Source organism: Hymenobacter sp. PAMC 26628 (assembly GCF_001562275.1).
Taxonomy (GTDB): Bacteria; Bacteroidota; Bacteroidia; order Cytophagales; family Hymenobacteraceae; genus Hymenobacter.
In genome coordinates, this window is record NZ_CP014304.1 from 4,192,188 (window position 1) to 4,212,363 (window position 20,176).

Annotated in this window: 16 protein-coding genes and 1 pseudogene; 10 read left to right on the forward strand and 7 right to left on the reverse strand. The window is 67.1% G+C overall.

Translation table 11 applies throughout. From position 1 onward, the window contains the following. Positions 1–53: 53 nt before the first annotated feature. Entirely contained in the window at positions 54–317 is a 264-nt protein-coding gene (gene tnpA, locus AXW84_RS18245) for an IS66 family insertion sequence element accessory protein TnpA (RefSeq protein WP_068236545.1), read from the forward strand. Between the two features lie 50 nt (positions 318–367). After that, positions 368–1,150, forward strand: a complete 783-nt coding sequence (locus AXW84_RS25145) for an IS3 family transposase (protein WP_071892266.1) — start codon at positions 368–370, stop codon at positions 1,148–1,150. Positions 1,151–1,391: 241 nt separating this feature from the next. On the opposite strand, the gene AXW84_RS18255 is transcribed toward AXW84_RS25145, so the two are convergent. Continuing rightward, a complete protein-coding gene (locus AXW84_RS18255; protein WP_068236552.1) occupies positions 1,392–2,069 on the reverse strand; it encodes an outer membrane beta-barrel protein in 678 nt (225 codons plus the stop codon). Between the two features lie 143 nt (positions 2,070–2,212). Here AXW84_RS18255 and AXW84_RS24090 point away from each other — a divergent pair. The 3 genes and pseudogenes from AXW84_RS24090 to AXW84_RS26435 form a co-directional block, all read left to right on the forward strand. Further along, positions 2,213–3,357 (forward strand): annotated as a pseudogene (locus AXW84_RS24090) (KUP/HAK/KT family potassium transporter); the annotation flags it as partial. Between the two features lie 102 nt (positions 3,358–3,459). Continuing rightward, positions 3,460–3,963 carry a KUP/HAK/KT family potassium transporter gene (locus AXW84_RS26580; protein WP_442905614.1) on the forward strand — a complete coding sequence of 168 codons (504 nt, stop codon included), beginning with the start codon at positions 3,460–3,462 and terminating at the stop codon, positions 3,961–3,963. 12 nt (positions 3,964–3,975) lie between these two features. Next, positions 3,976–4,176 carry a hypothetical protein gene (locus AXW84_RS26435; protein WP_071892273.1) on the forward strand — a complete coding sequence of 67 codons (201 nt, stop codon included), beginning with the start codon at positions 3,976–3,978 and terminating at the stop codon, positions 4,174–4,176. A 39-nt stretch (positions 4,177–4,215) separates the two neighbouring features. Here the strand turns inward: AXW84_RS26435 and AXW84_RS18265 are convergent, their stop codons facing one another. After that, on the reverse strand, positions 4,216–6,525 hold the full coding sequence (locus AXW84_RS18265) for a PAS domain-containing sensor histidine kinase (RefSeq protein WP_068236555.1): 2,310 nt from the start codon (positions 6,523–6,525) through the stop codon (positions 4,216–4,218). A 172-nt stretch (positions 6,526–6,697) separates the two neighbouring features. Here AXW84_RS18265 and AXW84_RS18270 point away from each other — a divergent pair, with 172 nt between their 5' ends. Next, positions 6,698–7,837, forward strand: a complete 1,140-nt coding sequence (locus tag AXW84_RS18270; protein ID WP_068236558.1) for a PAS domain-containing sensor histidine kinase — start codon at positions 6,698–6,700, stop codon at positions 7,835–7,837. Between the two features lie 34 nt (positions 7,838–7,871). Here the strand turns inward: AXW84_RS18270 and AXW84_RS18275 are convergent, their stop codons facing one another. Next, positions 7,872–10,946, reverse strand: coding sequence for a CheR family methyltransferase (locus AXW84_RS18275; RefSeq protein ID WP_068236561.1), 3,075 nt, complete (start codon positions 10,944–10,946; stop codon positions 7,872–7,874). Between the two features lie 162 nt (positions 10,947–11,108). On the opposite strand from AXW84_RS18275, the gene AXW84_RS18280 reads away from it, so the two are divergent. Then, on the forward strand, positions 11,109–12,122 hold the full coding sequence (locus AXW84_RS18280) for a chemotaxis protein CheB (RefSeq protein WP_068236566.1): 1,014 nt from the start codon (positions 11,109–11,111) through the stop codon (positions 12,120–12,122). A gap of 18 nt (positions 12,123–12,140) precedes the next feature. Here the strand turns inward: AXW84_RS18280 and AXW84_RS25150 are convergent, their stop codons facing one another. The 4 genes from AXW84_RS25150 to AXW84_RS18295 form a co-directional block, all read right to left on the reverse strand. Next, positions 12,141–12,278 (reverse strand): hypothetical protein, encoded by a 138-nt coding sequence (locus AXW84_RS25150; RefSeq protein ID WP_157887105.1) that lies wholly within the window; start codon positions 12,276–12,278, stop codon positions 12,141–12,143. Between the two features lie 15 nt (positions 12,279–12,293). Continuing rightward, positions 12,294–12,701 carry a hypothetical protein gene (locus AXW84_RS18285; RefSeq protein ID WP_068236568.1) on the reverse strand — a complete coding sequence of 136 codons (408 nt, stop codon included), beginning with the start codon at positions 12,699–12,701 and terminating at the stop codon, positions 12,294–12,296. A 61-nt stretch (positions 12,702–12,762) separates the two neighbouring features. Further along, the gene (locus AXW84_RS18290; RefSeq protein ID WP_068236570.1) at positions 12,763–13,434 is read right to left on the reverse strand and encodes a hypothetical protein; all 672 of its coding nucleotides are present in this window, start codon (positions 13,432–13,434) and stop codon (positions 12,763–12,765) included. A 134-nt stretch (positions 13,435–13,568) separates the two neighbouring features. Then, positions 13,569–14,555, reverse strand: a complete 987-nt coding sequence (locus AXW84_RS18295; RefSeq protein ID WP_068236573.1) for a cation diffusion facilitator family transporter — start codon at positions 14,553–14,555, stop codon at positions 13,569–13,571. Between the two features lie 180 nt (positions 14,556–14,735). Between AXW84_RS18295 and AXW84_RS18300 the strand changes: the two genes are divergently transcribed. The 3 genes from AXW84_RS18300 (at position 14,736) to AXW84_RS18310 (ending at position 19,992) form a co-directional block, all read left to right on the forward strand. Beyond that, on the forward strand, positions 14,736–16,091 hold the full coding sequence (locus AXW84_RS18300; protein WP_071892926.1) for an Nramp family divalent metal transporter: 1,356 nt from the start codon (positions 14,736–14,738) through the stop codon (positions 16,089–16,091). Positions 16,092–16,428: 337 nt separating this feature from the next. Next, on the forward strand, positions 16,429–18,855 hold the full coding sequence (locus AXW84_RS18305) for a TonB-dependent receptor (RefSeq protein ID WP_236943163.1): 2,427 nt from the start codon (positions 16,429–16,431) through the stop codon (positions 18,853–18,855). Between the two features lie 237 nt (positions 18,856–19,092). Next, complete coding sequence (locus AXW84_RS18310; protein ID WP_068236578.1) at positions 19,093–19,992, forward strand: transporter; 900 nt, start codon at positions 19,093–19,095, stop codon at positions 19,990–19,992. Positions 19,993–20,176: the final 184 nt, after the last annotated feature.

A 20,176-nucleotide genomic window follows, 5' to 3' on the forward strand; every position in this document is an offset into this window, starting at 1 on the left:
GACCTACTAGAGGAAGGTGGTATTTTTCATCCCCCCCTTTTTTTACCAGCCCTATGAAAAAGAGTCGATTTAGTGAAGCCCAAATAGTGGGTATGTTGCGTCAGCAGGAACAAGGGCAGACCGTCGCCCAGAGTTGCCGGGCGCACAGCATCAGCGAAGCCACGTTCTACGCGTGGAAAAACAAGCTCGGCGGCATAAGCACCAGTGAGTTGCAACGCCTTAAGCATTTAGCGGACGAAAACCGCCGCCTCAACCAGCTCTACGCCGAGTTGAGTCTGGAAAACCAGGTTATCAAGGAGGTGTTGCGAAAAAAGTAACCACCCCCACGGCCCGGCGCCAAGTAGCGCACTACGCCTGTGAGCGGGGGCTGAGCCAGCGCCAGGCGTGTCGACTCGCGGGTCTGGCCCGCGACCGCTATGCCACCCCGCCGGGCGGGGGCCGTGGGGGACTGCAAGCCACCGACGCCGACCTGGTCACCCGCTTGCGGGCGCTGGTCAAGCGGCACGGGGGCTGGGGATGTTGGAAATACTACTACCGGCTGCGCAAGTTGGGGGTACTGGTCAATCACAAGCGGCTATGGCGTATCTACCAGCTCCTGAGCTTACAACTGGGTAAGGGGCGCAAAAAGAAGCGGTTGCCTGAACGGGTCAAGCAGCCGTTGGAAGTCCCCATCCAGCCCAATGTCTGCTGGTCGCTCGACTTTATGAGCGAGGCCTTAACCGATGGGCGGCGCTTCCGCACCTTGAACGTAGTCGAAGATTGGAACCGGGAAGTGCTCGGTATTGAAGTCGATTTCTCGCTGCCCGCCACGCGGGTAGTGGCCCTGCTCACCACCCTGGTCAGCCGCTACGGCTCGCCGACCCGGATTCGGGTGGATAACGGCCCTGAACTTATCAGCCAGGTGCTGCAGACCTGGTGTGAAGACCAGCACATCGAGTTGCACTGGATTCAACCCGCTAGCCCGACCCAAAATGCCTATATTGAACGCTTTAACGGTTCGTTTCGCCGCGAGCTGCTCAATGCCTACCTCTTTACCACGCTACGGCAGGTGCGCGAACAATGCCAGAGCTGGCAGTACGATTACAATCATTTGCGCCCGCATGAGGCCCTTAACTTTCTAACCCCCATTGAGTTTCGTCAAGCTGCCTAACTCTAGTTTTGACTGGCCTACTTTGAGGGGGAGCTTACAGGCGGCTGTGGGTCGAGAGCGAGCTGGGCAGCGGCAGCGCCTTCCACTTCACCCTGCCCATCGCCGGGTAGCCCGTTCGGAATGTTCTACCCGCCACCGCCCGCGCCACCGCCTGTCATCCTGAACGCAGTGAAGGATGACAGGCGGGCCGTTGGGGTACCACCCGTTGGGGCAAGCCAGTGGGCACGCATCCGCCGGGGCCCTAATTCCCGAAGCCGAAGCCCAGGTACACCTCCAGGCTGCGGGTGTAGATGTTGTTGTTGGACAGGAACACGGCGCCGCTGTTGTACTGCACGTTGGCGTCTTGCTGGTAGAGGCGGCTGAAGCTCAGGTTGTAGCGCGCGCCGAGGCGGGCGTTGCCCACCCGGTACTCAAGACCGCCCACGCCGCCCAGGGCGAAGCGCTGGTAGCGGCCGCCGAGCGGCACGTTGTCGCCGTCGCGGGCCACGTCGAGCAGCACCGACGCCTGGGGCCCCGCGTGGAAGCTGAGGTTGGGCGTGAGGTTGCCCACGAACAGCACCGGCAGGTCGAGGTAGTTGAGGCGCGTGTTGTAGGCCGCGGTGCTGCCCAGCGTGGTGCGGTAGCCGCGGCGGGCGTACAGCAGCTCGGCCTGCACCGAGGCAAACTTGTTGATGCCCAGCTGCCCGTACGCCCCCAGGTGGAAGGCGGGCAGGCGGTCGGCGTTGGGCAGGGCGCTGGCCCCGTCGCCGGTGATGGACGAGAGCGAGTAGCCGGCCTTGAGGCCCACGCTGGTGCGGGTGGCGGGGCGCGGCGCGGGGGCGGGCGGCGTGGGCTTGGCGGGGGCGTCGGCATCGGCCTGGGCGCGGGCGGCGGGGGCCGCAGCGGTGCCCACGAGCAGGGCCAGGAGAAGTTTTTTCATGAAACGCAAAACGTAACGGGGGTGATGGGCCGAGCCGGGAGGCCCGGCCGGCGCGCAAATAGTGCGGGGGCCCCAGCTTTTCATATGAAGCCCGCCGGGCCAATCGCCCAATGGGCAAAAATCCCCGACCAACCCCGCCAAACATGGTCACGCTCGGCATCATTTTCGGCGACATTGGCACCTCGCCGCTCTACGTGTTTCAAACCATCATCGGGCCCCGGCCGGTGAGCGAGCTGCTGGTGTACGGCGGCGTGTCGGCCGTTTTCTGGACGCTCACGCTCCAGACCACCACCAAGTACATCCTGCTGACGCTGGAGGCCGACGACCACGGCGAGGGCGGCATTTTCTCGCTGTTTCCGCTGGTGAAGAGCCGGGGCCGCTGGCTGCTGTTTCCGGCCATCATCGGGGCGGGCACGCTGCTGGCCGACGGCATCATCACGCCGCCCATCTCGGTCACATCGGCCATCGAAGGCCTGAAAATTCTGTACCCAGCGCTCAACCAGGGAACCATCGTCGTCGTGGTGCTGGTCATCATCAGCCTGCTGTTTGGGTTCCAGCAGTTCGGCACCAAAATCGTGGGCGCCGCCTTCGGGCCCATCATGCTGGTCTGGTTTTCGGTGATTGGCACGCTGGGCCTCGTCCAGATTGCGCACCACCCCGGCGTGCTGGCCGCCCTGAACCCCGTGTACGCCGTGCGCCTGCTGACGGAGTACCCCAAGGGCTGCTGGCTGCTGGGGGCCGTGTTTCTCTGCACCACCGGGGCCGAGGCCTGTACTCGGACCTGGGCCACTGCGGCCGCAAGAATATCCGCACGTCGTGGGTTTTTGTGAAAACCACGCTCGTGCTCAACTACCTGGGCCAGGCCGCCTGGACGATGGGCCACGTGGGCGCGCCACTGGCCAGCAACCAAAACCCATTTTTCATGATTGCCCCGCCGTGGGCCCTGGTGCCGCTCATTATTTTGGCCACGATGGCCACCATCATCGCCTCGCAGGCCCTCATCTCGGGCTCCTACACGCTTATTTCGGAGGCCGTGAGCCTGCGCTTCTGGCCCAAGGTGCGGGTGCTGTTCCCCACGGACCAGCGCGGGCAGATTTACGTGCCCAGCATCAACTGGCTGCTGTGGTTTGGTTGCGTGTGCGTGCAGCTGCACTTCCAAACCTCCGAGGCCATGACGGCGGCTTACGGCTTCTCCATCACGGTGGCCATGCTGATGACCAGCATCTTGCTGTCGCAGTACCTGCGCGGCGTCAAGCACTGGGCCGTGCCGGTGGTGGCGGCTATTATGCTGGTGTTCTTCACCGTTGAGACGTCGTTTCTCATCGCCAACATCACCAAGCTGCTGAACCGGCTCGGCATTTTGGTGTTCGAGTGGGGCCTGATTTTCATGATGTACCTGGGCTGCAAGGGCCGCGAAATCAAGAACCGCCTGCTGGCCACCGTGCCCGTGGCCAGCAGCGTGCCCACGCTGGAAGAGCTGAGCGCCGACACCTCGGTGCGCCGCTACGCCTCCAACCTGGTGTACCTCACGCACAGCAAAACGCCCGGCGCGCTGGAGAGCGAAATCCTCTACTCCATCATCCGCAAGCAGCCCAAGCGGGCCGACCGCTACTGGTTCATCAACATGAGCACCCTCACCGACCCGTACTCGACGCGCTACAGCGTGGAGGAGCTAGTGCCGGGCGTGGCGTACAAAATCAACTTCCGGCTCGGCTTCCGGGTGCAGCCCCGCCTCAACCTGCTGTTCAGAAGGGTACTGGAGGAAATGGCCGCGCGCGGCGAAATCGACATTACCTCGCGCTACGACTCGCTGGCCCGCCACCACCTGCCCGGCGACTTCCGCTTCGTGGTGCTCGAAAAGGTGCTCAGCTACGACAACCAGCTCACTTGGTAGGAGCGCTTCTTCATGAACGGCTACTTCTTCATCAACCGCTTCGCCATCTCCGACCAGCAGCTTTTCGGCCTGGACACCAGCGACGTGGCCGTGGAGAAAGTGCCGCTCACCATCAAGCCCGCCGCCAACAACTACGACCTGCTGCGCGACGCCCCCGAGCTGGCCCAAGACCCCGTGCCCGCCGCCCTGGTGCCCGCCGGGGCCCCGGCGTAGGGCCCCGGGCGCGGGCGGCGGGGCCCCGGGGCCCTGGCCCTACGCCACCGGCAGCACCAGGAACACGCCCGTGCCCTGCCCCGGCCGCGAGCGAACGGTGAGCGTGCCGCCCAGCAGCCCCACCCGCGTGCGGATGCCGGCCAGCCCCAGGCCCGGCGGGGGCCCCGGCGCGTCCGCGTCGAAGCCCACCCCGTTGTCTTCCACGCTCAGGTGCACCTCGGGGCCCTCGCGGGCCACTTGCACAAACACCTCGCGGGCGCGGGCGTGCTTCATCACGTTGTTGAGCAGCTCCTGCACCGTCCGGTACACGGCCGTGGCCAAGGGGGCGGGCAGGGGCGCGTCGAGGTTGCTCAAGTTCAAGTCGACGGCGAGCTGGTTGGCGGGGATGCGGCGGGCCAGCTCGCGCAGGGCCGCGGGCAGGCCAAAGTCCTCCAGGATGCTGGGCGTCAGCTCGAAGGCCATGGTGCGGGTGGCCCGGATGGCGTCGCTCAGCAGCTCCTGGCCGGCGCGCACCGCCGCCGAGGGCGGCAGCGCGTCGAGGTGCAGGCGGGTGGCGTACAGCAGCTGGCCCACGCCGTTGTGCAGGGCCTCGGCAATGCGGCGGCGCTCCTCCTCCTGGGCCGTGAGCACGGCCACTAGCAGCACCTGCTGCTGGCGGGCCACCGTCTGCTTCAGCAGTTCCGACTCGGTGACGTCGAGCGCAAACCTGACCCCTTCGCGGTAAATGGGGTCCCAGAAGCTGTAGGTGAGGAAGTAGGCGGGCTGCTCGGGGGTGCCCAGCACCGCTAGGTGGTTATCGTCGTGGCCCGCCAGCAGGCGCCCGATGGCCGCGGCTTCGCTCGGAAACACCTCAGCGGCCAACTGCCCTACCAAGCCATTGTCGGCCAGGCCCAGGCGGCGCAGGCCGGCCCCGGCCAGGCTGAGGTAGCGGCCCTCGGGGTCGAAGCGGATCAGGGCCACGGGCAGGCTTTTCAGGATGTGGTCGAGCAGGCGGTTTTTGTAGTGCAGCTCTTCTTCGGCGGCGTACAGGGCCGTCACGTCGCGCAGCACGCCGGCCAGGCTCTTTACCTGGCCGTGCGCGTCGGCCACCGCCCGGCCCGCCGCCGACACGTGGTGCACCGAGCCGTCGGGCCACACCGCCCGGTAATCGATGGCGAGCGGGGCCTGCGCCGCAATGGCCGCCTCCGTGGCCGCCCACACCCGGGGGGCATCGTCGGGGTGCAGGCGCTCGCCCAGCACGGCGGCGGGCACGGGGGCGGGGTCGAAGGCCCGGCCGAACACGGCCTGGGCGCGGGCGTCCCATTCGAGGCGGTCCTGGGCAATATCCCAGGTAAAGACGCCAGTGGCCGAGGCTTCCAGCGCCAGGTTCAGGCGGGCTTCGTTTTCCTCGATGCGCTGGCGGCTGAGCTTGCGCTCGGTGATGTCGCGCAGGGCCACGTGCAGCAGCGGCTCGCCCACCACCAGCACCGGGTTGAAGGACAGCTCGTCCCAGCGCGGCTGGCCGGCCGCGTCGTAGCGCCGCCACTCGTGGCGGCACCAGCCGTGCGCCTGGGCTTCGCGGGCGCAATAGTTCAGCACTTCCCGCAGCGGGCGGCCGTCGGGCTGGTCGTCGGGCCAGAACCCGGCCAGGTGGCGGCCCAGCACTTCTTTTTTATCGGCGGCCCCCAGCAGGCGCAGGGCGGCGGCGTTGGCGTCCACCAGGCACTGGCCGCGCAGCAGCAGCACGCCGTCGTGGCTCTGCTCGAAGGTGGCGCGGAAGCGGGCCTCGCTGGCGGCCAGGGCATCGGCGACCTGGCGGCGGGCCGTCACGTCGGTGAGGGCCAGGCGGCAGCCGGCGGGAGCATGGTCGCCGCCGCCGGGCCCGGTGCCCACCAGGCCTTCGAGCTGGGCAAAAAACGGCGCTTCGCCGGGGCCCTGCATGGCCACCTCGCAGGTGTGGCGCTGGCCGGGCGCGGCCCACAGCCGGGCCAGAAACTGGGAAAACGCCAGCCGCTCGGCGGGCGCCACGTACAAGTCCAGGCGCCGGCCCAGCAGCTGCTGGCGCACGGGGCCCAGCTGCTGGGCCAGGCGCAGGTTTAGCTGGGCCAGGGTGCCGTCGGGGGCCAGGGTGCAGTAGCCCACCGGCGCAAAGTCGTACAAATCGACGTACTGGGCGCGGCTGGCTTCGGCGTCGGCCTGGGTCAGCAGCAGCTCTTCGTACTGCATTTCCAGCTCAATCTGGTGCACTTGCAGCTCCTGGGCCAGGCGTTGCGCGTCGGCGGGGGCCAGGGGCGCGGCGGCGGCCAGGCGCTGGCGCTCGGCGCGGGCGCGCAGCTGGGCTTGGGCGGTGCGGGGGTCGGGGGGGGTCATGGGGCCAACGGGCAGGGAGCGCGGGTAGTGCAAGCAAGGTAGGCCCGGGGCGGGGCATTGGCGCGGGCAGGCCCCTCTGGATAACAAGTATTTATCCGATTTTTTATCGTTCAGCTTGCGTTTAACGTTCAGCCTATTGCGCCGTTGGCGCCCCCGGTTTCCACCACTCCTTATGATTGATTTTGCCCCCGTTTTCCTGGCCCAGGTGCACGCCAGCACGCAAGTGCAGTTTGCGTACGACATCGCCGCCAGCCGCGTGGTGTTCGTCAACGCGGCCTACGCGCACGTGCTGCACGGCACCGACGCCGGGGCGAACGCCGAGCTGCCGGCCCTGCTCCGCCGCATTCACCCCGACGACCGGGGCTACCTGGCCGCGCACTGGCAGCAGTGGATGCGGGGCGAGCGGCTGGTGGCCATCGAGGTGCGCCTGCAAACCCCCGACCTTCCCAACCAGTGGTTTTCGGCCAGCCCCTACTACCACCCGGGGGGCCCCGGGGGCCCCTTGCTGCTGTGCACGCTGCACGACATCAGCGCGGCGAAGTACCACCAGGAGAATTCCGACCTGTTCAATAGCCGCAAAAACGTGACGCTGGAAGTGCTCTCGCACGACGCGAGCGGGGCGTTCATCCTGGTGGAGCAAATTGCGCAGTACCTGCGCGAAGAAATTCCCGAGCCCGCCCTGGCCCGCGTGACCCAGATGCTGGGCGTGCTCGAACAAACCAGCCGCGAGAGCGTGAAAATGATTCGGAACCTCATCAACCTGGAGTTTTCGGCTGCTGCCGACACCGACCTGAAGTTTGACCGGGTGGACCTGAACCTCGTCGTGCGGGGGCCCCTGGAGCAGCTGCAAATTGGGCAGGGGCTGCTGGGCCACCACTTCAGCTACGCGCTGCCCCCCGACCCGGTGTACGTGAACCTGGACGTGAGCAAGTTTACCCAGGTGCTCATCAACCTGGTGAGCAACGCCATCAAGTTCACGCGCGACGAGGGCCACGTGCGCGTGCTGGTGGAGCGGCTGCCGGGCCGGGCCCGCCTCCGGGTGAGCGACGACGGGATGGGCATTTCGGCGGCCATGCTGCCCCACGTGTTCGAGCGGTTCACGCGGGCGCGGCGGCTCGGCCTGCGGGGCGAGGAAACCATCGGCCTGGGCCTGTCGCTGTGCAAAACCATTGTGGAGTGGCACCACGGCACGCTTGCCGTGGCCAGCACCGAGGGCGCGGGCAGCGTGTTCACCGTCGAAATTCCCCTGGCGGAAGCCGTGGGCGACCTGGCCCCGAGCGAGCTGGACCAGCCGGTGGGCGCCGCCGCCTAGCCCGGCCGCGCAGCGGTGCGCGGGGCCCCGGCCGCTAGGCGGGCGGGGCCACCACCTCCACGCCCAGCAGCACCTGGCCGGTGGGCTGGCCCTGGTGCAGCAGGCGGCGGCCGTACAGCACCACGCGCCGGGGCCCCAGGCCGGCAAAATCGGCCGTTAGCGTCAGGCCGTCGAACTGGTTTTGGGGATGGGCGGGGTTCAGCAGCTGGGCCAGCTGGGCCAGCAGGGCCGGCTGGTTCCAGGCCCCGCCGCTGAGGGAGACCAGGGAGTGGCCACGGATTTCGGTGGCCACCAGCCCAAACGCCTCGGCGAAGGCGTGGTTGGCCAGGCGCACGCGCAGGGCCCCGTCGAGGGCCACGGAGGGCTGGGGCACGGCGTCCTGGAGGCTGTCGGCGAAGCGGGCCGTTTCCTGGAGCTGGGCTTCGAGCTGCTTGAGGGCCGTCACGCCGGTGAAGGTGATGACGGCGCCGTTGATGTAGTTGTCGAGCGAGCGGTAGGGCAAAATGCGCATTGTGTACCACTCGCCCCGGGTGGTTTGGATGTTGGCCTCCACAGTGGTGAGGCGGTCGAGCACCTGCTGGGCGTCGCGCAGCAGGTGCTCGTAGCGCAGGGTGGAGGCGAAGTGGGCCAGCGGCCGCCCCACGTCGCTGGGCACCAGGCTGATGATGTCGCGCACGTGCGGCGTGAAGCGCTTGATCAGCAAATCATTGTCGAGAAAAATAATGGCGATTTCGGTGGCGTCGAGCAGGTTTTTCAAGTCGCTGGCCGTCTGCGAAAACTCCTCCGTTTTGGACAGGTACTGCATGTTCAGCGTCATCAGCTCCTCGTTCAGGCTCTGCATTTCCTCCTTGTTGGTCATGGCCTCCTCGTTGGTGCTCTGCAGCTCCTCGTTGGCGCTTTGCAGCTCTTCGTTGGCGCTTTTGAGCTCTTCGAGGCTGCTTTCCATTTCCTCCACCGTGGTTTGGAGGCGGCGCTTGGTGTACTGCAGCTCCTGGTCGAGGGCGGCGGCGGCTTCGCGGCCAGGGTCGGCGGCGGGGGCCCCGGCCTGGCCCTTGGCCCGGTGCCCGCGGCGCGGGGTGGGCTGGTCTTCAAACGCCACCAGCAGCAGCCCGGCCAAGGCATCGGCCCCCGGCAGGTGCCGCACCGAGAGGCGCACCAGCTGCGATGGCCCGGCGGTGGCGTCCACGCGCACCCGGTCCACGGCCACGTCCTCGTGGGTTTGCAGGGCCCGGTGCACGGCCCCGCTGATTTCCACCCGCAGCCCGTCGCGGGCCATGTCAAACAGGTTGAGGCCGCCCACGCCGGGGGCCGGCTCCAGGTACTTGCCGGTGCGGCCGTTCACGTACAGGATTTCGCCCTTGGGCGTAATCACCACCGCCGGCGGGGCGTAGGCGGTGAGCAGCGTTTTCTGCACCAGGGCAGCAAAAGGGCCGCCCGGGCGGGCAGCGGTGGCGGCGGCGGAAGGCATGGTGGCGGGGTGGGCCGCCGCCGGCGGCCGGGGCGACAGGACGAACGGAAAGTTGAGCAACCGGCCGGGCGCGGCGCCGGTTTCGAGGCGCCGCGAAATTTTCCACTTGCCGTCCAGGGGCTGGAACAGGTCCTGGAAGCCGGTCAGGTTTTCGCTGGGGCCCAAAAACAGGATGCCGCCCGGCCGCAGGGCGTAGTGGAACACGGGCAGCAGGTTTTTCTGCAGCTCCGCGTTCAGGTAAATCAGCAGGTTGCGGCAGCACAGCAGGTCGAGCTTGGTGAAGGGCGCGTCCTTGTTCACGTCGTGCAGGGCAAACACCACCGCCTCGCGCACTTCCTTGCAGATTTGGTAGTGGCCGTCTTCCGGGGTGAAGAAGCGCGCCAGGCGCTCGGGCGATACGTCGGCGGCAATGGCGGCCGGGTAGCGCCCGGCGCGGGCAAAGTCGATGGCGTCGGACGCAATGTCGGTGGCGAAAAGCTGGAGCTTGACGCCCCGGCTGTGGCCCACGGCGTCGAGGCATTCGAGCAGCAGCATGGCCAGCGAGTACACCTCCTCGCCCGTGGAGCAGCCCGGGGCCCACACGCGCACGGTGCCGCGCGGCTCCTTGGCCAGCACCAGCGGCTGCAAGTGCTCGTGGAGGCTCTCGAAGGCCGCCGCGTCGCGGAAGAACTTCGTCACCCCAATCAGCAGCTCCCGAAATAGCTGCTCCACCTCGGCGGGGTTGTGCTGCAAGTAGCGCACGTAGTCCGTGAACGCCTTGATTTGGTGGGCGTTCATGCGCCGCTCGATGCGCCGGAACATCGTGTTGCGCTTATAAAAGCTGAAGTCGTGCCCGGTGCGCTGGCGGATGAGCAGAAAGATTTTTTGCAGCGCGTGGGCCGGCTGGGCGTCGGCCGCGTCGTTGGGCAGGCGCTGGCGGCTGCCGCCGGGCGTTTTCAGGCGGGCGGTGTAGGCCAGCAGCTCGGCGGGCATCTGGCCGGGGGCGAGGGAAAAATCGACGAACTCGGTGGCCAGCGCCGCCCGCGGCATCGAATCGAAGGCGGCCGTGTCGGGGTCCTGGGCCACCACCATCCCGAAGTTTTCCATCACCGCCTTCAGCCCCGCGCTGCCGTCGGCCCCCAGGCCCGAAAAGATGATGCACACGGCCCGCGCGCCCACGTCCTTGGCCAGGCTCTCCAGAAAGAAATCGATGGGCAGGCGGTGGCCCGGCGGCTGGGTGGGCCGCAGCACAAACAAGCAGCCGTGCAGCAGGCTCAGGTCGGCGGCGGGCGGGATGACGTACACGTGGTCGGGGCGCACGGGCAGGCCGTCGGTGGCCTCCGCCACGGGCAGCGGCGTGAAGTTTTGCAACACCTGCGGGAGCTGGCTGTAGGGGGTGGCCCCCAGGTGGGTTATCACCACAAAGGCCAAGCCAGTCCGCTCCGGCAGGGCCCCAAAAAATTGCTCGAACGCCGCCAGCGAGCCCGCCGAGCCGCACAGCGCCACCACCGGAAACTTGTCGGCCCCCGCGGCGCCGGTGCGGGGCCGCGGGGGCCCGGCGGGCGTAGCAGCGGGCGCGGCGGCGGGTGTAGCGGCGGGTGCGGCGGCGTCTGGGTTAGGCGGGGTAGGCAGCGCGTCGGCCGGGGGCACAGGTTGTTTCATCGAGCCAAAAACAAATTTTTCCGCGGCGCACCAAGCAGGTAACAAAACGCATTATCCTACCAAAATTGCGCATAATTTGGCTAACGCCCCGCCCGACGGGCCGTATAGCTAGGCCCCGGCCCGCGCGGGCCGGGGTCCTTCCTCTACTTTCCTTCCACTATTGTGGCCGCCCCTACTCACCTCATCGTCATCGGCACGTCGGCCGGCGGCATGCCCGCCCTCACGCAGCTCGTGGCCCAGCTGCCCGCCGCCCTGCCCGCCGCCGTGCTGGTGGTGCAGCACCTCGCCCCCGACGCCGACACAGAAGCCTTGGTGACGCGGCTGGCCGCCCACACCGGCTTGCGCTGCCAAGTGGCCGGCCACGGGGCCCCGCTGCTGGCCGGCCACCTGTACCTGGCCCCGCCCGAGCGCCACTTGCTGGTGAAGGAAGACCGGGTGCTGGTGACCAAGGGCCCCTTCGAGAACGGCTACCGCCCCTCCGCCGACGCACTGTTCCGGGCGGCGGCGGTGGCCTTTGGCGCGCAGGTGGTGGGCGTGGTGCTCACCGGCATGCTGCACGACGGCACCGCCGGCCTGGAGTTCATCAAGCGCTGCGGGGGCACGGCCGTGGTGCAAGACCCCGCCGAGGCCGAGTTCCCAAGCATGCCCGAAAGTGCCCTGCGCAACGTGGCCGTGGACCACGTGCTGCCCGTGGCCGCCATGGGGGCCCTGCTGGTGGGGCTGGTGGGCCCCGCCCACGCCGGCCCCGCCCATGCCCTGAGCATCCCGCCCGACTTGCGGCTGGAAGCGGCCATTGCCGAGCGCACGGTGGGCACGGCCGGCCAAATGGGCGAGTTGGGCACCCTGGTGCCCTTCACCTGCCCCGACTGCGGCGGCAACCTTTGGGACGTGACCCAAGGCGAGGTGCTGCGCTTCCGCTGCCACACCGGCCACGCTTACACCGCAGCCTCCATGCTGGAGGGCTCGCAGCGCAAAATGCAGGAAACCCTGTGGGTGGCCCTGCGCATGATGGAGGAGCGCAAGAACCTGCTCGCCAGCCTCGCCGCCCGCGACGAAGCCTACGGCACTGGCCGCCACACCGAGCGCCTCGACGACCTCAAGCGTCACGTCAACCGCATGCGCGAATTCTTGCTCGACGAGTACGAAGGCGAAACCGAGGACACCGCCACGGATTAGGGCCCCGGAACCCTAAGCCTACTTCACCGCACCGGGCACGTAGTCCCGGGGCAGGGTTTCGCCTACTTTCTCGAAGCCCCAGAAGCCGTATAGCCGCACGCTCAGCGGGTTGGCAAGGCAGCCGTTGGGCAGGATGAGTGCCGGGGGCCCCAGCAAGTAGGCGCCGGGCCCCTACGATAGCAACCGCGCCTGGTGGGCGGCGTTGAGGAGGGCGGGCGCGTTTTTGAGGGTGGCCAGCGCCACTTCTTTAGCGGCCTGCTTTAGCTCGTCGGGACTGATGTCGCGAGTTTCTTCGCGCACCAAGTAGGCCAGGGTCTGGAAGGCGTGAGCTAGGGTCCGGCAGCGTGGCCGCTCCGCCTGCAACTCTTTGTATACCAAGGCCAAGTGCACCTGAATTTTCTTGCGCCGCACGCGGAACACTGATTCCTGCGCCGCCGCTGGCTGCACGGCGTCGAGCAGGGCCACGAGCGGCAGCAACTTGGTAGCGGTGGTGGCCGCCGCCCCGGCCAGGCGCTGGCGCCGGCCGCGGGCTGTAGCGGATGCGGCGTCCTCGGAGGTTTCGTGGTATTCAGCTGGCATTCTGGCCATCGAAAAAGTAGCGTACGCCGGCCAAGATAAGGGCAACTGGGGCCCCAGCGGCTCAGAGGCGGCGGGCCAGCGTGAGGGTTTCGGAGGGCACGTCGGTTACGCCGCCGGCGCCCTTTTGCTGCGCCACCCGCAGGCCCACCAGCCAGCGCTGTTGCGGGCCCAGGGCCACGTCCAGGTTCAGCGAGGCCAGGTAGCCGCCGTAGACTCGTTGTTCCGAGAGCAATTGGTAAGCAACAACGTTGCCGTCCAGCAAGCTCGCCGAACTGAAACCGTTGAGTTTATAGTAACCCGCGAAGCCGCCGGCCCCAACCGCAAAGCGTATCCGCTTGGCATTGCCAAAGGGGTAGAACAGCACTTCGGCTTCCGCGTGGCCGGATTTGTAGTTCTGGTTCGGCAGCTGGTAGATCCAAGGCCCGAAAGGCCCTGAGTCTGAAGGCGTGCCCGCCACGCCCACCAGGCGCCCGGCCAGCCCCACGTGGCGCGTCAGCATCGGGGCGTACTCCACCGCGAGGCGGGTGCAGCGGTAGGCTTTGTAGGCATCGAACGTGGTGCCGAGGCCAATGCGCAGGTAGGCCACCTGAAAGGGCCGCGCTGGAACCGGCGCGGCGGACGTAGCAGGCACAGCTTCCAGCGGCGTCGCGCGTTCGGCCTGGGCCAGGGCCCCGGGGGCGTGGCTCAGCGCCACCAACAAGACGGGGAGCGTGGTGTAAAAGTGGATTTTCATAGCGAAGTAGAAAGGAGGTTGTAGCACAAGAGCCGTGGGTGACCGGCCGGGTTGCAAACGTACCACATATAGTTGGCCGTTGCCCCCGTGCTGCGCGTGAAGCCTCCTTCCGCCGCTCATCAAATGCCTTTTTCCTACAGCCGGTGGCGCTCGTTGCGCACGGCGTTGTGCAGGTCCCACACTACGGCGTGCTCGAAGGGGTGCTCGCGCACCGGGCAGTCGGCCACGCGGCAGAGCGAGCAGGCGGCAAATGTGCACGGGTCGGCGTGGACGAACATCTCCACTTCCACCGCAAACTTCTCCCGAATCAGCTCCTCGATGTCGTGCAGCTCGGTGTGCACGTGCTCCAGGCTGAAGTAGTAAGGCATCTGCATGTGGCAGTCGATGTGCAGGTTGGCGCCGTAGCGCTGCACGCGCAGGTTGTGCACGTCGATCCAGGGGGCCCGGCGGTGGGCTTGCAGCTCGGCGATGACCTCCGTGACGACGGCCGTGTCGGTTTCGTCCATCAGGCCCGCCACCGAGCGGCCCACCATGCGCCCGCCGTTCACCAGAATGAAGCCGCCCAGCAGCAGCGCCGCTCCGCCGTCGATGCGCACCACGCCAGTGGCCGCCACCAGCAGCAGCGCCCCCGACGACACAATGGACGTCAGGGCGTCGATGTACAGGTGCTGGCCGTCGCCCACCAGAGCCACCGAGTTCAGCGCCCGGCCCTGGCGCACCAGGTACAAGCCCAGCCCCAGGTTGGCCACCGCCGTGGTGGCCAGCAGCGCCACGCCCCAGCTGGGCCGGGCCACGGCGTGCGGGTGCAGCAGGCTGCCCGTGGCCGAGTACAGGATGTAGGCCCCGGCTATAAAAATTAGGGCCCCTTCGAAGCCCACCGACAGGTGCTCGATTTTGCCGTGGCCGTAGGGGTGGTTCTCGTCTTTGGGCAGGCCGGCCAGGTACAGACTGTACAGGGCAAAGCCGCTGGTGAAGATGTTGATGATGCTTTCCAGGGCATCCGTCAGCACCACTTGCGAGCGGGTGAGGTGGTAGGCGTAGAATTTGATGGCCACCAGGGCCACGCTCACCACGAGGGAAAGCAGGCCGAGGCGGGTTTTGGTTTGAGCCAGCGCAGTCATGTATAAAAGCAAAACGGGCCGACAAAGGTCGCGCTTTGGGGGCCCCCGGCCGCCGGCCAGCCCGCAACTTTTCCCCAGGTTCGGCGTATTTTAGGTCGTTTAAAATTAATTTTTAGACTAACCTAAAAATCTGCCCTACCTTTGTAGTGTACCATGACTGAGTTTGCTTCTTCCACTGCCGTGCCCGCCGTTTCCACTGCCGTTGCCAATCCCGCCGATGCTGGCTGGCGCCACGCCCGCCGCGCCAACTCGCTGAGCGAGGTGCACGGCAGCATTGCGGTGCCCGAAGCGGGGGCCTCGTTTTGGCGGAAGTTCCGGGCCTACTGGGGCCCCGGCTTGCTGGTGGCCGTGGGCTACATGGACCCCGGCAACTGGGCCACCGACCTGGCCGGCGGGGCCCGCTACGGCTATACGCTGCTGTCGGTGGTGTTGGTTTCCAGCTTGTTTGCCATGTTTTTGCAGCACTTGGCCGCCAAGCTGGGCATCGCCACGGGCCGCGACCTGGCCCAAGCCTGCCGCGACCACTACTCGCGCCCCGTGAGCCTGGGGCTGTGGGCCATGTGCGAAATTGCCATCGCCGCCTGCGACCTGGCCGAAGTCATCGGCTCGGCCATTGCGCTCAACCTGCTCTTTGGGCTGCCGCTGGCCTGGGGCGTCGTCCTCACCACGCTGGATGTGCTGGTGGTGCTGTTTTTCCAGCACAAAGGTTTTCGGCTCATCGAAAGCCTGGTTGGGGGGCTCATTCTCCTGATTTTTTTCTGTTTCCTCTACGAAATCATCGCCTCGCGGCCCGATTGGCGGGCCCTGGCCGGCGGCCTGCTGCCCCGCCCCGAAGTGGTGATGAACCCCGGGATGCTCTACGTGGCCATCGGCATCCTGGGGGCCACTGTGATGCCCCACAACCTGTACCTACACTCCAGCATTGTGCAAACCCGGGCCTTCGGGCAGGACGAAACGGCCAAGCGCACGGCCATCAAGTTCTCCACCATCGACTCGACGGTGGCGCTGTTCCTGGCGTTTTTCGTGAACGCGGCCATCCTCGTCACGGCCGCCGCTGCCTTCCACGGCAAGGGCCACGACAGCGTAGCTGACATCGCCGACGCCCACAAGCTGCTCACGCCGGTGCTGGGCGCGGGCGCGGCCTCGGTGCTGTTTGCCGTGGCGTTGCTGGCCTCGGGCCAAAACTCGACGCTGACCGGCACGCTGGCCGGCCAAATTGTGATGGAAGGCTTCCTCGACCTCAAGCTCAAGCCCTGGGTGCGGCGGCTCATCACGCGGCTCATTGCCGTGGTACCGGCCCTGGTGGTCACCATCTTGTACGGCGAGCGGGGCACCGGGCAGCTGCTGGTGCTCAGCCAGGTCATCCTGTCGTTGCAGCTCAGCTTTGCGGTGGTGCCGCTGGTGCTCTTCACCGGCGACAAGCTGAAAATGGGCGTGTTCGCCAACCGCCCCGGCGTGCAAGTGGCCGCCTGGGCCGTCTCCGCCATCATCATCGTGCTGAACGTGTACCTGCTCTGGCAAACCGCGGTGGGCTAGGGCCCCGGGGGTGGCTAGGCTTTTCACTGGCCGCAATTTAGCGCGGAGCGCGTAACTGCTGGCTGGTAAATGGGGCGAGTTTGCAACTCGCAAAGTGGAACGACCTATTTGCGCAACCTGCCTGGCCGTTACGCGGCCGTGAGTTGCAAACTCACCCCGTACCACGGCTCGCAGTTACGCGCTCCGCGCTAAACTGTGGCCAGCGAACAAGCACAGCCGCTCGATCACCTATCTCCTACTTCCCCCGCTCCACGGCGGGTCGGCTTCGTCGTGCCTCTTAATATCTAAGAAAATATCTATGAGAATATTATTCCTCGCCTTGCTTTTTATTTCTCAATTGACTTTTGCCCAAAGCGTTGAGGTGAGCGGCACCGTGCGCGACGGCCGGCACCAGTCGGTGCCGTTTGCCGGGGTGGGCGTGGTGGGCACGGCCCTGGGGGCCACCGCCGACGCGGCCGGCCGCTACCAGCTGCGCGGGGTGCCGCCGGGGCCCCAGCGGCTGCGGGCCAGCGCCGTGGGCTTCGCGCCGGCCGAGCGGGCAGTGGCCGTTTCGGGGCCGGCCGGGGCCCCTGTCGCCGTTGACTTTGTGCTGGTGGCCGCGCCCGCCGGCCTGGGCGAGGTGGTGGTGACGGGCGTGGGCCGGGCCACCGAGCTTCGGCGCAGCCCCGTGCCCATTGCCGCCCTCAGCCGACGCGAAATGCAGCTTAATGCCAACACGAACGCCATCGACGCGGCGGTGCGCGGCGTGCCCGGCCTGAGCGCCGTGACCACGGGCCCCAACATCAGCAAGCCGTTCATCCGCGGGCTGGGCTACAACCGGGTGCTGACCCTGTACAACGGCCTGCGCCAGGAAGGCCAGCAGTGGGGCGACGAGCACGGCCTGGAGGTGGACGGCTACGACGTGGAGCGGGTGGAGGTAGTGAAGGGCCCCGCCAGCCTGCTCTACGGCTCCGACGCGGTGGCCGGCGTGGTGAACCTGCTGCCCGCCCTGCCCCAGGGCCCCAGCGGCGAGCTGCACGGCGAAGCCCTGGCCGAGTACCAGAGCGTCAATGGATTAATTGGCACCTCGCTGGGCCTGAACTACCAGCAGAACGGCTTCCAAACCAGCCTGCGCGCCAGCCACCACCTGGCCCGCGACTACCGCAACGCCGCCGATGGCCCGGTGTACAACACCGGCTACCGCGAGCTGGCCCTCACCGGCATGGTGGGCGTGCAAAAAAGCTGGGGCAGCGCCCACGGCTACCTCACGGCCTACGACAACCGCCAGGAAATTCCCGACGGCAGCCGCGACTCGCTCAGCCGGCGCTTCACGCGGCAGGTGCTGGAGAGCGGGGCCGACAATATCAAGAACCGGCCGCTGGTGACGGACGACGAACTGAACCGCTACGTCCTCAGCGACTTGCGCCAGCGCATCCGGCACTACCGGGCCTTTGGGCGGGGCACCGTGCGGCTGGGCGGCGGCGAGCTGCGCCTGCTACTGGGGGCCCAGCGCAACCACCGCCAGGAGTTCAACCACCCCACCGCGCCGGCCCAGGCGGGGCTCGATTTGCAGCTCACCACCTACAGCTACGAGACACGTTACCTGCTGCCAGCCTGGCGCGGCTACGAGCTGACGGTGGGCGGCAACGGCATGACGCAGCTCAATAAGCACCTCAACGCCACCGACTTCCCCATCCCCGCCTACCAGCTCTTCGACCTGGGCGGCTTTGGGGTGCTGAAGAAAACGCTGGGCCCCCTGGAGCTGACCGGCGGCCTGCGCTACGACACCCGCGCGGTACGCTGGGACGATTTTTACGTGGCCCCGAACCCGGCCACGGGCTTCGCGGGGGCCGCGGGGGCGGGCGCGGCGGGGGCCGATTTGCCGTTTCCGGCGTTTCGGAACCGCTACCGGGGCGTGTCGGCCAGCCTGGGCGGCAGCTACGCGCTGGGGCCCCGGCTGGTGCTGCGGGCCAACGTGGCGCGCGGCTACCGGGCCCCCAACATCCCCGAAATCGGCTCGAACGGCCTCGACCCCGGGGCCCACATCGTGTACCTGGGCAACCGCGGCTTCGGCCCCGAGTTCAGCTTACAGGAAGACGTGGGGGCCCTGTGGCAGTCGCCGGCCGTAGACGCCAGCGCCGAAATCTTCCACAACCACGTCGATAATTTCATTTACCAGGCCCGGCTCTACGACGCCGCCGGCCAGCCCGTGGAGGTGGTGCCCGGCAACGCTACCTACCAGTACCAGCAAGCCGCCGCCCGCCTCTACGGCCTGGAAATCAGCGTGAACGTGCACCCCACCGCCCTGCCCTGGCTGAGCTGGCGCACCGGCGCGGCCCTGGTGCGCGGCCTCAACGACAACGCCGCGCTGCTGGAGCGCCTGGGGCCCCCGGCCCGCTACCTGCCGCTTATTCCGGCCCCGCAGGCTCGCACCGAGTGGCGCGCCACGGCCCCCGCCCGGCCCGGGCGGGTGGCCGGCGCCTACGTCCGGGTGGGGCTGGACGCCACGGCCCGCCAAACCCAGTTTTACGCCGTGGACGGGGCCGAAACCGCCACACCCGGTTACGTGCTGCTGGGCCTGGGGGCCGGCGCCACCTGGCGCACCCGCGCCGGGCGCGAGGCCGTGCAGGTGTTCGCGCAGGCCGACAACGTGCTCAACACCGCCTACCAGGCCCACCTCAGCCGCCTGAAGTACTTCGAGTACTACGCCACCACGCCCACCGGCCGCACCGGCATTTTCAACCCCGGCCGCAACGTGGGCCTGAAAGTGGTGGTGCCGTTCTGAGTAGGTGTTGGAAAGGCCTTTGGGAACGTACTAGTTAGAACGTCATGCTGAGCGTAGCCGAAGCATCCCTACTGCTTAACTAATCATTTAGTGAGCGGGAGAGATGCTTCGGCTGCGCTCAGCATGACGTTCTGGTTAGTCTCAGACCCATTTCCTTACGTCATCCAACTGTTTTCAGCCGCTGGGGCGGGCGCTGCGTATTGGGGGCAAATTTTAATGTCCTTTTAATCTGCCGCCATGAAGCTGTTCTATCTATCCCTGGGCCTGGCGCTGGCGGGGGCCCGCCCGGCGGCCGCCCAAAAAGCCCCCGTGACCCACAAAACCAGCGGGGCCAACAAGGCCTTGCTGAACGATACCGTCTCCGTCGACAAAAGTCACTATACCATTTTCAAGCCCACGCCGCGCAAGTTTATGCGGCCCATGGTGCCCGACCGCCCGGGCATCACCGAAAGCCCGTACTCGGTGGACGCGGGCCACTTCCAGTACGAAACCGACGCCTTGCGCCTGCTGACGCGGCGCGAGGGCAGCACCTACGGCCACGACTGGTACGTGAACCACGCGCTGGCCAAAATCGGCCTCACCGACCGAACCGATTTCCAGGTCGGCATCGATTCATACACCGACACCCGCAACTACGACAACAGCGACCCGGGTCAGTCGCAGCTGTACCACGGCTTCGGCGACGTGCGGCTGCGCATTAAGCACACCATCGCCGGCGACGACAACAGCCGCTGGGCCCTGGGCCTGATCGGCTACGTGACGCTGCCCACCGGGGGCCCCCGCGGCGACGGGGCCGTGGAGTACGGGGCGGTGCTGCCCGCGGTGTTCCAAATCACCAAGCCCTGGAGCATCGGCGGGCAGGTGGCGGGGTCCGTGTACTGGGACCGCGACACCCAGTCGCGCTACCTTCAGCTCACACCCACGCTCACCACCGATTATCAGTTCAGCAAGGTGGTGCAGGCCTTTGTGGAGCTGGTGGGCTATTGGGACGTACGCCAGAGGTCGTGGGGCAGCTCCATCAACGTGGGGCCCCAGCTCGACATCAACGACAACGTGCAGCTCGATTTTGGTGCCCACTTGCCCGTTACCCACGGCGTCGACCGCGAGTATTTCCTGGGCGTCAGCTTCCGGCGCTAATTGTTTAGCATTTATCAATCAGAAGCTATCCAAATTAGGAAGTATCCGACTAGGGGCTGTTCTGCTGACGCAGAAAGCAGCCTATCAAGGTAGAACAAGCCGTTCAGCGGTGATAAGCTGCTTTCTGCGTCAGCACGATAGCCCCTAGTCGGACAGCTTCTGAACAACCAGCGGCGAGCAATGC

Coding starts and splice junctions, on each gene's coding strand:
- tnpA (WP_068236545.1), top strand. CDS start 54: ATGAAAAAGAGTCGATTTAGTGAAGCCCAAATAGTGGGTATGTTGCGT.
- AXW84_RS18255 (WP_068236552.1), bottom strand. CDS start 2,069: ATGAAAAAACTTCTCCTGGCCCTGCTCGTGGGCACCGCTGCGGCCCCC.
- AXW84_RS26580 (WP_442905614.1), top strand. CDS start 3,460: ATGTACCTGGGCTGCAAGGGCCGCGAAATCAAGAACCGCCTGCTGGCC.
- AXW84_RS26435 (WP_071892273.1), top strand. CDS start 3,976: ATGAACGGCTACTTCTTCATCAACCGCTTCGCCATCTCCGACCAGCAG.
- AXW84_RS18265 (WP_068236555.1), bottom strand. CDS start 6,525: ATGACCCCCCCCGACCCCCGCACCGCCCAAGCCCAGCTGCGCGCCCGC.
- AXW84_RS18270 (WP_068236558.1), top strand. CDS start 6,698: ATGATTGATTTTGCCCCCGTTTTCCTGGCCCAGGTGCACGCCAGCACG.
- AXW84_RS18275 (WP_068236561.1), bottom strand. CDS start 10,946: ATGAAACAACCTGTGCCCCCGGCCGACGCGCTGCCTACCCCGCCTAAC.
- AXW84_RS18285 (WP_068236568.1), bottom strand. CDS start 12,701: ATGCCAGCTGAATACCACGAAACCTCCGAGGACGCCGCATCCGCTACA.
- AXW84_RS18290 (WP_068236570.1), bottom strand. CDS start 13,434: ATGAAAATCCACTTTTACACCACGCTCCCCGTCTTGTTGGTGGCGCTG.
- AXW84_RS18295 (WP_068236573.1), bottom strand. CDS start 14,555: ATGACTGCGCTGGCTCAAACCAAAACCCGCCTCGGCCTGCTTTCCCTC.
- AXW84_RS18310 (WP_068236578.1), top strand. CDS start 19,093: ATGAAGCTGTTCTATCTATCCCTGGGCCTGGCGCTGGCGGGGGCCCGC.